Here is a 15,007-nt window from a genome sequence, read left to right as displayed (position 1 = left end):
AGATCCGTGCCCCGAACTCCGGCCGTCCGACCCGTCCTCCCGCTCTGGGCCGCATCGCTCACCGCCGTGGTCGGCGGCTTCGCTCTCGATCTGTCCTTCCCCGACGTGGGGTGGTGGCCCCTCGCGTTCGTCGGCGTCGGTTTCTCGCTCGTGTCGGTGATCGGGCGGCGCCCGGGAGGAGCGCTCCTCGTCGGGCTGCTCTTCGGTGCGTCGTTCTGGTTCACCCACGTCGACTGGACCTCGCGCTACCTCGGCGTGGTGCCATGGTTCGCGCTGGCCGGTCTCGAGACGGTCATCATGGGGGCTCTGGCCATCCCGATCGCCTTCGCCTACCGCTGGATGCCGCGGGTGCTTCCGGGGCCCGTCGGGCGTCTTCTGGTGCTTCCGGCGCTTGTCGGGGGCCTCTGGACGATGCGCGAGCTCGTTCTCGGCTCGTGGCCGTACACCGGCTTCCCCTGGGGGCGGATCGGGATGAGCCAGTCCGAGAGCCCGCTGGCCCATCTGTCTTCGTGGGTCGGGGTCACCGGGCTGACCTTCCTGATGGTCTTCTTCGTCGCCGCGGTGATCCAGTGGATCCGCGAGGAGCGCTGGCGCGCCCTCGTCACCGCGGTGCCCGCCACCGCGCTCGCGATCCTCCTCCTGGTCGTCCCCGCCTTCCCGACGACGGATGCCGGCACGCTCACCGTCGGCAGCGTGCAGGGGAACGGCCCGAGCGGATACTTCGACCGTCGTGAGCGCGGGGCGATCCTGAACGCTCAGCTCGCCGCATCCGCCCCTCTGTTCGGAGAGGATCTCGACGTGCTGCTGTGGCCGGAGGGCGGTATCGACTCCGACCCGCTGTCGAACGCCGCGACGGCGGCCACGCTCGACGCGCTGTCCGCGCGCGTGGATGCGCCGTTGATCGTCAACGCGGCGACCGCGCGCGGCGACGACATCTTCAACACGTCGATGCTCTGGAGGTCGGGAGAGGGTGCGACCGACCTGCACGACAAGACACATCCCGTGCCCTTCGGGGAGTACGTGCCCGATCGAGACTTCTACGCCATGCTCGCCCCCGACCTCATCGGCCTCATCGGGCGCGAGTACACCCCGGGCACGAACGCTCCGTTCTTCGACCTCGACGGCGTCGGGGTCGGCCTCGCCATCTGCTTCGACGTCATCTACGACGACGTGGTCTGGGACGGCGCCCGTGAGGGTGCCGAGGTCTACATGTTCCAGACGAACAACGCCGACTTCCGCGACACCGACGAGAACCTGCAGCAGCTCGCGTTCGCTCGCATGCGCGCGATCGAGACCGGTCGAGCGGTGGTGAACATCTCGACCGTGGGAACGAGTCAGGTGATCGCGCCCGACGGTTCGACGATCGACGCGCTGCCGGCAGACACCGCCGGGGCGATGCTCACGGACGTGCCGTTGCGCGAGGGGCTCACCCCCGCCGCGATCATCGGCTCGGGGGTGCAGGCCGTGATCGGATGGGGGAGCCTGCTCGCGCTGGTGGTGCTGGGCGGTTTCGCGTTCGTGCGCCGGGAAAAGAACTGACGCCGACCCCCGAGGGGATCGGCGTCAGGAGACGAAACGGAACGTCAGGCGCTGATGCGCTCCACATCGCCGCCGCCGCGACGGGCGCGGACGAAGGCGAGACGCTCTTCCAGCAGCTCTTCGAGCTCGGGGAGCGAGCGGCGCTCCAGCAGCATGTCCCAGTGGGACCGGGCCGCCTTGTCGTCGCTGTGGTCGACCGTCGCGGTCGTGTCGCCGACGCGGCGCAGTGCTTCGCCACCGCAGGTGCGGCATTCCCAGCTGTCGGGAACCTCCGCGTCGGCGGCGAACGTCAGGGTGCTGTCACGTCCACAGGACGTGCAGTTGTACGTGTGCTTCGTACGGTCATGGAAAACGACGCCCTCTTCGCTCTGTAAGCTCTGGGCGCCGAGTCGGATGCCGCGCAGGCTGCGGTCTGCCATTGTGTGGTCCTCTCGTCGCTGATCAGGTATAACGTCTCGGCCTGGGCGATCCATCCGAACAACGGGTGAACGGTTCGCATTCACAGTCGATGCTCAGAGTGACGCGGGGCCCAGGATCCTCAGCGCGACGTCAGCGCAATCTGTCACCATACCGTCACAGCCGATGTCGGCGAGCCGGCGCATGTCGGGTGCATCGTTCACGGTCCAGACGTGCACCTCGACGCCGTGACGGTGGGCGGTCTCGATCAGGCGCGGGCTGAGCACGCGGACCGCGCCCTGGCGCTCGGGGATCTGCAGCGCATCGATGTCGCGCAGCGCTCGCTCGGCCAGCGGACGGGAGCGCAGCGAGACGGCCAGGAGCACCTTGGCGATCGTCTCGCGCCCCGCGGAGGTGGCCGGCCGCACGGTCGCGCCCGCCGCGGCTGCCGCGCGCAGAGCCGTCGTGCGGCGGGCGTCGGAGAAGCTCGTGAGCAGCACGCGCGCGGCCGACGGCGCGACGATGCGTCCGACGTGCTCGGCCGCGGCGGCGGCTTTCACGTCGAGATTGAAGCGCACGTCGGGGAAGGTCTCGAGCGCCTGCTCGAGCGTGATGAGGCCCCCGCGCTCGGACATGAGTTCCTCGAGCTCGCGGACCGTGACGTCGGAGACCTGCCGGGGATCCCCGACCGTGCGGGAGAGATCCTCGTCGTGGAAGAGCACGACCGTGCCGTCCCTCGTCAGGTGGCAGTCCGATTCCACGTACAGCGCGCCCGCGGCGTGGGCTGCGGCCACCGCGGCGAAGGAGTTGTCGACGACGCCCAGAGCCGCGTCGTCCGCGGTGACGAGGCCGCGGTGGGCCAGGACGCGGGGGACCGATGCCCCCGCGAACCAGGGGTGCGTCACGCCGCCGGGCCCGCGGGGGGAGCCGTCTCGGCGTCGGCGACCGTCGACTGGCCGGCGCCGCCGGGCATGCTGCTGCGCACCTGCACGGCGATGTCGTCGGCCTCGCTCGCCGCCTTGCGGGCGGCGTCGACGGCCTCCTGGGCCGTGCTGCTGCCCGCGGTGGTGGCGCGGGCGCCCTCCTTCGCAGCGGCCGGCGTGGCCGCGGCGCGCCCGCCGAAGGCGTCGCCGATGCCCTTGAGCGCCTCGGTGAACTCGCTCGGGATGATCCACATCTTGCTCGAGGCACTGTCGGCGATCTTGGGGAGGGTCTGCAGGTACTGGTACGCCAGCAGCTTGTCGTCGGGGTCGCCGACGTGGATGGCGTTGAAGACCATCTCGATGGCCTCCGCCTCGCCCTGCGCGCGAAGGACGGCTGCCTGCTTGTCGCCCTCGGCGCGAAGGATCTCCGCCTGTCGGCGGCCCTCCGCCTCGAGGATCTGCGACTGCTTCGAGCCCTCCGAGGTGAGGATGACCGCTCGACGGTCGCGCTCGGCCCGCATCTGCTTCTCCATCGAGTCCTGGATCGACAGCGGTGGGTCGATCGCCTTCAGCTCGACGCGCGAGACCCGAAGGCCCCACTTGCCGGTCGCCTCGTCGAGGACGACGCGCAGCTGCCCGTTGATGTTGTCGCGGCTCGTCAGCGCCTCTTCGAGGTTCAGGCCGCCGACGACGTTGCGGAGCGTGGTGGTGGTCAACTGCTCGACCGCGCTCAGATAGTTCGCGATCTCGTACGTCGCCGCCCGGGCGTCGGTCACCTGGAAGTAGACCACCGTGTCGATCGAGACGACCAGGTTGTCTTCGGTGATCACCGGCTGCGGCGGGAAGGACACGACCTGCTCCCGCATGTCAACGAGGGGACGTACGCGGTCGACGAACGGGACGAGGAGGTTGAGTCCCGGGCTGAGCGTGCGCTGGTAGCGACCGAGCCGCTCGACCACGCCCGAGTAGGCCTGCGGGATGATGCGGATCGCCCGGAACAGCACCACGACCACGAAGATCGCCAGCACCACCAGGAGGACGATCACGAAGATCTGGCCGATGAAGGCCCCTACGTCAACCATCGTTGGTCTCACTCTCTGTCGGGGGGATCGTGCGGGGAGCAGGCGTGACCTCGACAGTGGCGCCGTGCACCGCGTCGACGATCACCCTGTCGCCGGCCGCGACGACGGGATGAGGGGAGGCGTCGGAGAACCGGGCCGTCCACGTCTCGCCGTTGTCGAGGCGGACGGAGCCCGCACCGTCGAGGAAAGGAGCTACCACGCGACCGCCGATCCCGTACAGCGCGTCCACGTTGGTGCGCGCCGGCGGCTCACCGCGATGGAGCGCACGCAGGAGGAGGGGTCTGATCGTGAACAGCAGCAGCGCCGAGACGGCGGCGGCGATCGCGACCTGCAGCCACCACGGGCCGCCGAGGAGGAAGACTCCGAGGCCCCCGATGAGAGAGCCGGCGGCGAGCATCAGGAAGGTGAACTCGAGGGTCAACAGCTCGATGATCACGAAGAGCAGGACCAGCACCAGCCAGGCGATCCAGATGTACTGCGTCAGATCCGGCAACATCGGGCATCCTCTCCCGCTCGTGTTCGAACCCTAACATCCGGGGGTGCGACCGGGCCCGTTGATAGGCTGATGACAGGTCGAATCCCCGCGGCCGCGCCTCGATTCGACCAGGAGTTCTCGCATGTCCCAGCCTCTCGCCGCCGGTTCGCTCCAGGGCAAGACCGCCCTCGTGACGGGGTCGTCACGCGGCATCGGAGCCGACACCGTCCGCTACCTGGCCGAGGCCGGAGCCGATGTCGTCATCAACTTCCGCAACAAGGCGCCTCGCGCCGAGAAGCTCGCCACTGAGCTGCGTGAACTCGGTGTGCGGGTGCTGGTGGTGGGTGCCGATCTCACCGACCCGACGTCGGTGCAGGCGATGTTCTCCGAGGTCGAGCGCACGTTCGGCAGCCTCGACGTGCTCGTGCTGAACGCGTCGGGCGGCATGGAGTCGGGCATGGCTGAGGACTATGCGCTGAAGCTCAACCGCGACGCTCAGGTGGGCGTGCTCGAGTCGGCCCTTCCCCTCCTGGGGCGCGGCGCGCGAGTGGTGTTCGTCACCAGCCACCAGGCGCACTTCATCCGCACGACGCCGACGATGCCGGAGTACGAGCCCGTCGCCCGCTCCAAGCGTGCCGGCGAGGACGCCCTCCGCGAGCACATCCCCGCGCTCGAAGAGCGAGGCATCGACTTCGTCGTCGTCTCGGGCGACATGATCGAGGGCACGATCACCGCGACCCTGCTCGAGCGCGCCAACCCCGGCGCGATCTCGGCTCGCCGCGAGTCGGCCGGACGCCTCTACAACGTGTCGGAGTTCGCCGCGGAGGTCGCTCTCGCCGCGGTGGAGCCGATTCCCGATGGCCACACCCGTCTGGTGGGCGACACCGACTCGTTCCAGGGGGAGTGACCGTGCGCGCCCGCGACATCGAGTCCCTCGTCTCCGTCGGGCGCCCCTCGATCGCTCCCGACGGGTCGTTAGCCGTCTTCGCGACGTCGAGACCCGACCTCGTTGCGAACCGGGCCGTCGGACAGGTCTGGCGCGTCGACCTGCCCGACGGCGAGCCCCGCAGGCTCACCCGTGGCACGGCCGACTCCGGCCCGGAGCTCTCGCCCGATGCGACGCGGGTCGCGTTCCTCCGCGCCGACGCGGCGCGGCACGCACAGGTGTTCGTCATGCCCGCCGACGGCGGCGAGGCCGTGCAGGCGACCGATGCCGAGACCGGGGTGCTGGCCTTCTCCTGGTCGCCCGACGGCGCCCACCTCGCGTACACGGCCCGGGTCGCCGAGCGCGGGCGCTACGGCACGGTCGACGGACTGGATGCCTCCGACGAGGCGCCCCGGCGCATCACCGGCATCCGCTGGCACGCGAATGGACTCGGATACATCGCCGATCGACCGGCGCAGCTGTTCCGCATCGCCGCACCCGACCCGACGAGCGAACCCTTCTACGACGCCGCCCCGCGGGTTCTCGCGGAGGGCGAGAAGGCCCCCGAGACGCCTCGCGTAGCCGCATCCGCCGTCCAGCTCACCGATGGCCCCGCAAGCTGGTCGGGTACGACGTGGACGGCGGACGGCGCCGCGATCCTCGTCATCCCCGACGTGATCGAGGCCGCTTTCGCCGACCTGCGCGATCGTCTCGTCGCCGTGGCCGCCGACGGGTCAGGCTCGCGCGAGCTCGTGGGTGCGGAGCGATCGCTCTCGATCGACGACGTCGCCGTCTCGCCCGACGGTCTGGTGTGGCTGATCGCCAGCGATGTCGGCGAGAGCCGCGTCGACTTCGTCGCACCAGGGAGCGCTCTGTGGCTGCTCCGTGATGACGGCGAGCCGCGTCGCCTCACCGATCCCGAGACGATCGACCTGGGCGAACCGGGCGGCCGGATCACGGTCGACGGTGACGACGCCGTCGTCCAGGACCGCACCCGCGGTCGGGTCCGACTGCTGCGCGTGACGCGCGACGCGACGGTGACCGAGGTGCTCGGCGGCGACGTCGATGTGACGGGACACGCAGCATCCGGCGACACCCTCGTCGTCGCGGTCGGCATGGCCGATTCGTTCTCCGAGCTCGCCGTCGTGAGCGACGGCGGAGCGCGGCCCGTGACGAGCTTCGGCTCCGTGCTTCGCGAAGCGGGACTGGTGGAGCCGCGTGAGATCGAGATCAGCGCGCGCGACGGCTATCCGGTGCACGGGTGGGTCGCCGCACCGGAGGGCGAGGGGCCGTTCCCCGTGCTTCTGCAGATCCACGGCGGGCCGTACTCGTCGTACGGCGTGCGCGTGTTCGACGAGACCCAGGTGCTCGTGGACGCGGGCTATGCCGTCGTCTACTGCAATCCGCGAGGGAGCGCCGGTTACGGGCGGGAGCACGGTCGGGCCATCCGTCAGGCGATGGGCACGGTGGACTACACCGACATCCAGGACTTCTTCGACGGTGTGCTCGCCGCCGACTCCCGTCTCGACGGTTCGCGCACCGGTGTGATGGGCGGCTCGTACGGCGGATACATGACCGCGTGGACGATCGCCCACGACCACCGGTTCGCCGGTGCGATCGTCGAGCGCGGGATGCTCGACCCCGCCACGTTCGACGGCACCAGCGACATCGGCAGCTTCTTCGGGCACGAGTACGTCGGTACCGACCCGGCGGCCATTGCGCGGCAGAGTCCGATGGCGGTCGTCGGCCAGGTCACGACACCCACGTTCGTCATCCACTCCGAGCTCGACTTCCGGTGCCCGCTCGAGCAGGCCACCCGCTACTACAGCGCCCTGAAGCGTCAGGGCACGGAAGCGGAGATGCTCATCTTCCCCGGGGAGGACCACGAGCTGACCCGGGCGGGACGCCCCCGGCACCGTGTGGAACGGTTCGAGGCCATCCTCGACTGGTGGGATCGCCACCTCCCCGTCGCCGAGTGAACGACGAACGCCCCGCGACAAGGTCACGGGGCGTTCGTCTTTCACCCGATCAGCGGACGGTCTTGCCGAACGTGAAGGCGCGTGCCACCTGGAAGACGCCGAGCACGACCAGCGAGATGCCGACGAAGAGCCACAGGATCGCGACGTAGAGCGGCGAGAAGAGCAGCGTGACGCCGGCGATGATGCTGACGATAGCGAAGAAGATCGTCCAGCCCTTCGATCCCGAGTCGCCGAGGGTCGACAGAGAGACAACGCCCTCGATCAGCCAGAGGATGCCGATCAGCACGCCGATGAAGACGGCGAGACCGACGGTGGCCGCGGCGAGGTTCACCAGCGCGACGATTCCGGCGATCACGAAGAGGATGCCCAACACGATGTGGCCGACTCGCGACCACCCCTGACGGGTGCGCGAGAAGACGCCCAGACCGGCGTAGACGAGGCCGGCGACGATGACGTAGACGGCGATGATGGCGGTCACCGCCTCCGCGGCGTGACCGGGCCAGACGAGGATCACGATGCCGGCGATGATCGAGATCACGCCACCGATCCCGAGGGCGGTGCGGATGGCCGTCACCGCGGACTTGTCGAACGAGATGGTCGTGGACATGCGCTGCCTTTCTGAGAGAACGCTGAGAACACCCTCACTGTAGACCCCCGGGCGGGGGAGTGGGGGACGTGACGATGCACGTCGACATCGCCCCCGGAGCGGTCAGCCGAGGAACAGGGTTGCGAGGAACAGCACGGGCACGCAGCCGAGCGTGGTGATGAAGATCGTGTCGCGCGCGATGATCTCGCCGATGTCGTAGCGCTGGGCGTAGTTGAAGACGTTCTGTGCGGTCGGCAGGGCGGCGAGCACGACGACGATGAGCACCTGCTCGGCCGGGAGGGAGAAGGCGAGTGCGAGCAGCCATGCCACGACGGGCATGACGAGCAGCTTCAGAGCGGAGGCGACCAGCACGTCGGCGCGGCGCCCGCCGGTGGCCAGCACGCGTTGCCCGTGCAGTGAGATGCCGAATGAGATGAGCATGATCGGCACGCACGCGTTGGCCACGAGCGTCAGCGGGTCGAAGACGATCGGAGGGAGGTCGATGTCGAGTAGCGCGACGAGCACGCCGAGCGCGGAGCCGATGAGCATGGGGTTGCGCGCCGTTTGGCGAAGGATGCGTCCGGCCGACCGGGCGCCGGAGGTGGCGGCGTCGAGGAGGGCGAGGGCGATCGGCATCACGATGAGCAGCTGGAAGAGGATGACGGGCGCCGAGAAGGCGGCGTTGCCCAGCATGTAGAGCGAGATGGGGATGCCGATGTTGTTGGAGTTGACCAGTCCGCCGGAGAGAGCTCCGATCACCGACTCGCCCACTGCGCGTCGCAGAACGAATCTCGCCACCACCGCGTAGATCGCGAAGATCACCGCCGCCGCGAGCATCGATACGGGAAGGAGCGCGGAGAACAGTGTCGCGACATCGGCTCGGGAGAGCACGACGAAGAGCAGGAAGGGCGAGAGGACGAAGAACGTCAGTCGACTGAGCACGTATCGCGCGTGCGGCCCGAGGAGGTCGATCCGGCCGACGATGTATCCGACCACGATCGCCACTCCGACGACCAGGAATCCCGTCAGGACGCTCAGCACGAGCTCACTCGTCGTCTCCCTCGTCGGCGGGTCCCTTGCCCTTATCGTCCTTCGGTCCCGGCTTGCCGTTGCCGTTGCCGGGACCGGTATCGGGTTGGGCCGGCTCGTCCTCGTCCGCTTCCTCGGGCGCAGGAGTGGATGCCGGGGCGGTGCTCTCCACCGCCGGCGCCGACTCCGACGGCGCGGGAGTCGGCGTCGCCAGTGTCGACAGATCGGCTCGCACGGTCGTGACGGCGGCGAGGATCTCGCCGGCTCGTGTCCCATCGATCCGTGCGTCGTCGCGAGCGGCCGCCACCGCCTGTTCGACGGCGGCGAGGGTTGCGTCGGCGGCGGCGTAGTCGCCCGACGAGGCCTGCTCGGCCGCCCGCGAGACCTGGTCGCGCCAGCCGTCCTCGGGAGCGGGGGAGCACCCCGCGAGCATGATCGCCGTGGCGACCGCGACGGCGGAAAGCAGCCCGGCGCGGCGCATCACAGGGTGCTCCAGAGGTCGTCGAAGTGCGAGCTCAACGGATCGGGGAGAGGGGGGAATGCCGGATCGGGCGGGGAAGAGGCGGCCGTGGACAGGAAGATTGCGATCGCGGCGGCGATCGCCACCACCACGAGGGCGGCCAGCGCCCACCAGAGCCAGCGCGGGGGCGTGCTCCTCGCGGGCGCATCGGCCGCCTGATCGAGCACGCGCGTAGGGGGATCGAGCACCGCGGTCGCACCGGGCTCGAGCACCGCCGTGGCGCCGGTGAGCTCCGGGCTCCGCGCGGCACCAGAGGGTGCGGCAGGGGAGGGCACGGCAGGGGAGAACACGGCAGGGGAGAACACAGCATCCTCGTTCTCGATCCGTCGCGCGGCACGGGTGACAGCCGCCGCGTCGGGTCGGTGGGAGGGCTCGAGGGCGGTCATCGCGCTCAGGAGTGCACGCCAGTCGGCGGGCAGATGCGGCGGGATCTGAGGAGTGCGGGCGATGCGCGCTGCCAGTGCTTCGTGCGGCGTCTGCTGAGCGAAGGCGCGCTCGGACGTGAGTGCTTCCAGGAGGAGGAGTCCGAGCGAGTAGACGTCGGATGCTGCGCCCGCCCGGTCGCCGCGAGCCTGTTCGGGGCTCAGGTAGGCCGCGGTGCCGACCAGCGTGCCGGTGCCGGTGAGTCTCGTGGAGTCGACGAGGGACGCGATGCCGAAATCGGCGAGCATTGCCCGGTCTTCTCCGAACTCGGTGCGCGCGGGGCGGAGGAGCACGTTGGAGGGCTTGATGTCGCGATGGACGACCCCCGCCGCGTGGATGACCTGGAGGGCCTCGCTGAGCTCGATCGCCAGGCGCGCCGCCTTCCGCGGAGGGAGCTGGCCGTCGGCGATGGCGGTGCGCAGAGTCGGGCCGTCGACGAACTCCATGACGAGATAGGACGGATCGCCCTCGAGGCTCGCATCGAAGAGGGTCACGAGCGACTCGTGGCTGAGGCCGGCGAGAAGTCGTGTCTCGGACTCGCGTCGCCTGCGATCGCGCTCGTCGGCTGCCTCGACGGTGAACACTTTGACGGCGACCCGGCGTCCGAGCGATGTGTCGATCGCGCGATACACCCGCGCGTAGCCGCCCTGACCGACGACCGTCTCGAGGCGGTAGCGGCCGTCGAGAAGCTCGTCGGCGTCCGCGGGGGAGTCGGGCGCTGTCACGCTTCCACTCTAGACAGGCGCTCGGAGCGACTCTTCCATCACGGCTTCTCTCCGCGGCCCAGCCAGAAGTCGACGGCGGCGGCAGAGGGGCGCGGGGCGACCGAGGTGGCGTCGCCGAACTCGAGCACGAGCCCGGGGGCCTCCTGAAGGGTGGGCCAGCCCGCGCGATGGGGAGTGTTCGGGTGGTGCTGGGTGGTGAAGGCGATCCAGCGCTCGCTCATCTCGCGCTCGAGCTCGACGTCGACGTCCGTGTAGTCGGCGTCGCCGTCTGCGCCGAGGTTGCCGTATGCGTACATGACCTCCGCGCCGTGGTAGGCACCGAAGCGTTCCAGCTTCGGGTCGGGCGGGGTCCGCGAGAAATAGTAGGAGTAGACGGCCGACTGTCCGGACTCAGCTGCCGCGAGGGCCCATTCGCGCATAGGAGCGGTCATCGATCGGTCCGTGGTGGCGCTGATGCGCGACGCCACGACCTGCTGCGCATCGTCACCCGGGTACAGCTCGAGGAAGAGGTCGGCGTCGTCGCCGTACTGCTCGTGAGCCTCCCGGGCGTACGTATCCGGGTCGGAGTCGAGACCGCTCACCAGATCGAAAGACGTCTCGTCAGAATTGCTCCCCAGAAGAAGGGGGACATCGTTCTGACGCCCGGCCGCGTAGATGGATGAGGGCGTGTCGGGCAGCACATCGCCGTCGATGGACGGCCACCAGTGCGCGGAGAGGGTCTTCGCGGCCGATGCGATACGAGATGCCGGCATGGCCCGCATCTCCTCCAGGCTCGCCCCGTCGAGCGCGGCGCTGAGTTCGCGCGCAGCGTCTCGAGCTTCAGAGGGCTCGTCGTAGAGGTCCCCCTCCTCGCGATTGCCCGCAGTGCCCAAGCATCCTCCGCTTTCGCCGATGATGCCGTGGAGCAGGCCGGCGGCCAGCGGCGAGGCCCCCAGGATGCAGGCGCTGCCCGATCCGGCGGACTCGCCGGCGACCGTCACGCGATCCGGGTCGCCATCGAAGGCGGCGATGTTGTCCTGTATCCACCGGAGAGCAGCGATCTGGTCGAGCAGGCCCTGGTTGCCGGTCGTCGTGCCACCGAGCGCGTCGCCGGCGAGGAAGCCGAACACTCCAAGACGGTAGTTGATCGTGACGACGACGATGTCACCGCGCGATGCCAGCGCAGCGCCGTCGTAGGCAGGGAGTGCGCCCGAGCCCGCGACGAAGCCGCCGCCGTGCAGGTAGACGAGCACGGCGCGGGGGGTATCGGCAGCGCCGCTCGGCTTCCAGATGTTCAGACGCAGGCTGTCCTCGTCCGTCTCGTATCCCCCGAGCAGCGTGTCCTCGAGCGGCAGATCGAGCACGCGCGTCGCAGCCCGGGTCAAGAAGGTCGGTTCGGGCTGGATGGCAGAAGGACCGAAGTCGTCGGCGATGAGGGGCGACTGCCGGAGAAGGGCGGGGGCGGGCGCTTCCCAACGCAGGGGTCCGACGGGGGGAGCCGCGTAGGGGATGCCGGCGAACGCGTCCACCCCGGAAGCGTCGTCCCTCACCCCGATGACGTCCCCTTGGGCGGTCGCCACCGGATCCGTATGCGGGCCTTCCAGAGTGCGCGAGGCCGGAGGCGGTCCGGCCACGAGGGCCGTGCCTCCGATGACGGCGGCGGACGCTATCCATGCCGCCCCCTGGATGAACCAGCGCCGGCGCCGCCACAGTCTCGCGGCGAACCCGGCCAGCACCACGGCCCCACCGACGAGGGCCCACCCCCACCAGTGCGCCCCGTTGAGCCACGCCAGAACAGCCCCGATCACTCCGACGGCTGCCAGCGGCGCCCAGAGCCATCCGCGTCGTCGTTGGTCAGTCATGTGAAGCCCTTCGATACATTCTGCATTCAGTACGAACCGTACTCAATGCCTCTCGCTCGCGCAAAGCGACGCGTAAGCTGGCGGGGTGAACGAAGACGAGCCGACCTCGGTGCGGCGTCGGGGCGAGACTCGCCGGCGTCTTCTCGAGGCTGCCGCGGTCTTGTTCGAGAGCACCGGGACGATAAGCCAGAGCGTCGAGGGCATCTGCGCCCGGGCTGGGTTCACCCGCGGCGCGTTCTACTCGAACTTCACGGGCGTCGACCAGCTCTACCTCGCTCTCCACGAAGAGCAGGCGGCAAGGGTGTGGGAGCGCCTCCACCACGCACTCGACACGCAGCTGGCCGAGGAGCGCCCGGCGACGACCCTCGACGAAGCCGTCGGTCTTCTCCTCGACGCGTTGCCCGACAGTCGTGACTGGTTCTCGTTGCGTTCCGTCCTGCTGGCGCGAGCTGCGGTAGACCCGAAATTCGCCGCGAGAATGGTGCTCGACGATGACCAGGTCGGGCGCGAGCTCGGCGACCGCTTCATCGCCCTCGCGGCCGTGCACCACCGCGTACCCGTCGTCGATGCCGCCGTCCTGGCGAAGGCCATCGTCGCAGCCCATGTCGGAGCTGTCAGTCAGGCGCCGGTCGACGTCTCCGGTGCGCTCACGCAGCGACTCACCGTCGCGGCAGTGATCCGCGGGCTCACGGTCGACTCCCGCGGTGCGTCGCAGGAACAGCGGAGAACATAGAGAAGTCGCGGGCTCTCGTCAGGCAGCTGTCGCACCCGATCCCGGGGGAGTGCGACGCCGGAACTCAGAGCGTCCGTGCCACGATGGCGCGGCCCGGCTGAGGGCGGGCGACGATCTCGAAGCCGCCCTTCTCGAAGACCGAGAGCACTCCGCGGAAGAGCTTGTCGGACGGCGGTCGCGCCGTTTCCGGATCGAGCGGATAACCCTCGACGACCGTGGCACCGTTCGCGCGGGCATGATCGACGGCCGCGTCGAGCAGCTGTGCCAGCAGGCCGCGGCCGCGGTGCTGCTCACGGATGACGAAGCACGAGACAGCCCATACGCCGCCGTCATCCCACGGTGGGGTGGCGGCGCCGAACTCTTTGGTGCGAGCGAGCCTGACCTGCGCCGGCCGAGGGCCGACCCGTACCCAGCCGGCGGGGTCGTCTCCCACGAAGGCAATGAGCGCGGGCGCGACCGCCGCACCCATCTGAGCGCGCAGCATCTCTGCGCGACCGTGGGCAGTATTCCGCTGATAGTCGGCGTTCGTCAGCATCCACCACTGGCACTGGCATGACCTCCCGTCGGAGTTCGTGCTCAGCACCCGCTGGGCGTCGGCGAAGTGCTCTGTCGTCACCGGAAGGATGCGCACGTCGGCCATGGCGAGCAGCGTAGTCGCCGCGGCTCTTCAGGGCAGGTATTCACCCGCGTCAGGCGTCCGAGCGGGAACGGTCGCCTCACAACCCGAGAGTGCGTCCAGGACGTGTTTCCGGGAGTCGGCTGCGGCCGCGCCGGTAACCTCGAGGCATGGGAAAGCAGCTCGCACTCGCTGTCAGCGGCATCGTCCTCATCGGGGTCTTTCTCGCCTGGATGCTTCTGAAGGGGACGAGCGCGGTTCAAGCCTGGATCGATCCGAACCCGGTACTCGGCTTCGCCGCCTGGGGAATGGCCTGGCTGTGTGTCGTCGGCGGCGCCGCGCTGCTCGCGCGAGTCATCTTCCGTCGGGGTTCGGATCCCGCGGGTGCGGGCGAATAGTCGGCCTTCGGACAGCGTTCAGGAGTCCCGCCTTCAGGTTCGAGGAGGCCGAACATCGTGCGCGTCGTACGCCGACCCCTGTTAGCCCGTAGTTACCGATAATGCACATTATGTCAGTATTGATGGATTGGCCCCGCTGTAGGCCCGCAGTCCGCCTCAGAGACCCTCCCCGTCGCGTGCGTCTCGCACCACGCCGAGGATGGCCGGGACGAGACTCGGCCACGTGCGCGGCGGCGGTGGCTCGTGGCCGACGTGGGTCAGCACGATCATCGGCGCGTCGATCGCCTCGGCCAGAGCTTCGCCGTCCGCGAGCGGAAATGTCGAATCAGCCGTCCCGTGAACGACGACCGACGGCCGCGAGGCCAGAGCCGACCGATCGACGTCGTCCGCCGCGGTCGTCGACATGAGCACGAGGCCGACGATGCGATCGGGATGCTGCGCCGCGAGGTGCTGGGCGACGACGCCGCCCGATGACGCGCCGAGCACGACGACGTGGGCGGCGCCGAAGGCATCCGCCACCGCGAGTGCATCGCCGGCGGGATCGGCGGCCGAAAACCCGCTGCCGCCGGCGGACGGGATGGTCGGCTCCCCCGCGTCGTGCGCATCGAAGCGCACCACTCGCACCCCGGCATCGACCAGCTCCGCGCAGAAGGCGTCCGGCCACCAGTGGCTCGCGCGCCCAGAGCCACCGAGGAGCAGGACGGCCGGATCTGCGGACCGCTCCCCCGCGGCCTGCGCCGTGATCGTGGCTCCCCTCACCGTGACGCTCCGGGTCGACCACGCGACGGGAAAGTCGTATCCGGTCATCCCCACACGC

General features: G+C 69.6%; 16 protein-coding genes. 5 read left to right on the top strand and 11 right to left on the bottom strand.

The annotated features are described in order from the left end of the window. Nucleotides 1-6: 6 nt before the first annotated feature. Entirely contained in the window at nucleotides 7-1,539 is a 1,533-nt protein-coding gene (gene lnt, locus DEU34_RS08010; protein WP_121149544.1) for an apolipoprotein N-acyltransferase, read from the top strand. 44 nt (nucleotides 1,540-1,583) lie between these two features. Here the strand turns inward: lnt and DEU34_RS08005 are convergent, their stop codons facing one another. The 4 genes from DEU34_RS08005 to DEU34_RS07990 form a co-directional block, all read right to left on the bottom strand. Beyond that, the gene (locus DEU34_RS08005; RefSeq protein ID WP_116646666.1) at nucleotides 1,584-1,958 is read right to left on the bottom strand and encodes an RNA polymerase-binding protein RbpA; all 375 of its coding nucleotides are present in this window, start codon (nucleotides 1,956-1,958) and stop codon (nucleotides 1,584-1,586) included. Nucleotides 1,959-2,051: 93 nt separating this feature from the next. Next, nucleotides 2,052-2,840, bottom strand: coding sequence for a glycerophosphodiester phosphodiesterase family protein (locus tag DEU34_RS08000; protein WP_121149543.1), 789 nt, complete (start codon nucleotides 2,838-2,840; stop codon nucleotides 2,052-2,054). Then, the gene (locus DEU34_RS07995; protein WP_121149542.1) at nucleotides 2,837-3,940 is read right to left on the bottom strand and encodes an SPFH domain-containing protein; all 1,104 of its coding nucleotides are present in this window, start codon (nucleotides 3,938-3,940) and stop codon (nucleotides 2,837-2,839) included. The genes DEU34_RS08000 and DEU34_RS07995 overlap by 4 nt, the downstream gene beginning before the upstream one ends. Beyond that, nucleotides 3,933-4,436 carry an NfeD family protein gene (locus tag DEU34_RS07990; RefSeq protein ID WP_121149541.1) on the bottom strand — a complete coding sequence of 168 codons (504 nt, stop codon included), beginning with the start codon at nucleotides 4,434-4,436 and terminating at the stop codon, nucleotides 3,933-3,935. Before DEU34_RS07990 ends, DEU34_RS07995 begins: the two co-directional genes overlap by 8 nt. Before the next feature lie 121 nt (nucleotides 4,437-4,557). Between DEU34_RS07990 and DEU34_RS07985 the strand changes: the two genes are divergently transcribed. Both DEU34_RS07985 and DEU34_RS07980 read left to right on the top strand, forming a co-directional pair. Beyond that, the gene (locus DEU34_RS07985; RefSeq protein WP_121149540.1) at nucleotides 4,558-5,322 is read left to right on the top strand and encodes an SDR family oxidoreductase; all 765 of its coding nucleotides are present in this window, start codon (nucleotides 4,558-4,560) and stop codon (nucleotides 5,320-5,322) included. Nucleotides 5,323-5,324: 2 nt separating this feature from the next. Further along, nucleotides 5,325-7,319, top strand: coding sequence for a S9 family peptidase (locus DEU34_RS07980; protein ID WP_121149794.1), 1,995 nt, complete (start codon nucleotides 5,325-5,327; stop codon nucleotides 7,317-7,319). 49 nt (nucleotides 7,320-7,368) lie between these two features. Here DEU34_RS07980 and DEU34_RS07975 read toward each other — a convergent pair whose 3' ends face one another. The 5 genes from DEU34_RS07975 to DEU34_RS07955 all read right to left on the bottom strand — a co-directional run bounded on the left by DEU34_RS07975 (nucleotide 7,369) and on the right by DEU34_RS07955 (nucleotide 12,443). Next, the gene (locus DEU34_RS07975; RefSeq protein WP_121149539.1) at nucleotides 7,369-7,926 is read right to left on the bottom strand and encodes an HdeD family acid-resistance protein; all 558 of its coding nucleotides are present in this window, start codon (nucleotides 7,924-7,926) and stop codon (nucleotides 7,369-7,371) included. 102 nt (nucleotides 7,927-8,028) lie between these two features. Beyond that, nucleotides 8,029-8,946 (bottom strand): AEC family transporter, encoded by a 918-nt coding sequence (locus DEU34_RS07970; protein ID WP_121149538.1) that lies wholly within the window; start codon nucleotides 8,944-8,946, stop codon nucleotides 8,029-8,031. A 4-nt stretch (nucleotides 8,947-8,950) separates the two neighbouring features. Then, complete coding sequence (locus DEU34_RS07965) at nucleotides 8,951-9,415, bottom strand: hypothetical protein (protein ID WP_147424024.1); 465 nt, start codon at nucleotides 9,413-9,415, stop codon at nucleotides 8,951-8,953. Beyond that, the gene (locus DEU34_RS07960) at nucleotides 9,415-10,602 is read right to left on the bottom strand and encodes a serine/threonine-protein kinase (protein ID WP_121149536.1); all 1,188 of its coding nucleotides are present in this window, start codon (nucleotides 10,600-10,602) and stop codon (nucleotides 9,415-9,417) included. Before DEU34_RS07960 ends, DEU34_RS07965 begins: the two co-directional genes overlap by 1 nt. A gap of 38 nt (nucleotides 10,603-10,640) precedes the next feature. After that, nucleotides 10,641-12,443: a carboxylesterase/lipase family protein gene (locus tag DEU34_RS07955; RefSeq protein WP_121149535.1), complete on the bottom strand. Its 1,803-nt coding sequence runs from the start codon at nucleotides 12,441-12,443 to the stop codon at nucleotides 10,641-10,643. Nucleotides 12,444-12,528: 85 nt separating this feature from the next. On the opposite strand from DEU34_RS07955, the gene DEU34_RS07950 reads away from it, so the two are divergent. Continuing rightward, the gene (locus DEU34_RS07950; RefSeq protein ID WP_121149534.1) at nucleotides 12,529-13,176 is read left to right on the top strand and encodes a TetR/AcrR family transcriptional regulator; all 648 of its coding nucleotides are present in this window, start codon (nucleotides 12,529-12,531) and stop codon (nucleotides 13,174-13,176) included. Between the two features lie 64 nt (nucleotides 13,177-13,240). On the opposite strand, the gene DEU34_RS07945 is transcribed toward DEU34_RS07950, so the two are convergent. After that, on the bottom strand, nucleotides 13,241-13,816 hold the full coding sequence (locus tag DEU34_RS07945) for a GNAT family N-acetyltransferase (RefSeq protein ID WP_121149533.1): 576 nt from the start codon (nucleotides 13,814-13,816) through the stop codon (nucleotides 13,241-13,243). A gap of 146 nt (nucleotides 13,817-13,962) precedes the next feature. Here DEU34_RS07945 and DEU34_RS07940 point away from each other — a divergent pair, with 146 nt between their 5' ends. After that, nucleotides 13,963-14,190, top strand: a complete 228-nt coding sequence (locus DEU34_RS07940; protein WP_121149532.1) for a hypothetical protein — start codon at nucleotides 13,963-13,965, stop codon at nucleotides 14,188-14,190. 156 nt (nucleotides 14,191-14,346) lie between these two features. Here the strand turns inward: DEU34_RS07940 and DEU34_RS07935 are convergent, their stop codons facing one another. Next, nucleotides 14,347-14,997, bottom strand: a complete 651-nt coding sequence (locus tag DEU34_RS07935; RefSeq protein WP_121149531.1) for an alpha/beta fold hydrolase — start codon at nucleotides 14,995-14,997, stop codon at nucleotides 14,347-14,349. Nucleotides 14,998-15,007: the final 10 nt, after the last annotated feature.

The organism is Microbacterium sp. AG1240 (genome assembly GCF_003635115.1).
Lineage (GTDB): Bacteria > Actinomycetota > Actinomycetes > Actinomycetales > Microbacteriaceae > Microbacterium.
Note: the sequence above shows the minus strand (reverse complement) of the source record. Positions and strands in the feature narration are given on the sequence as shown.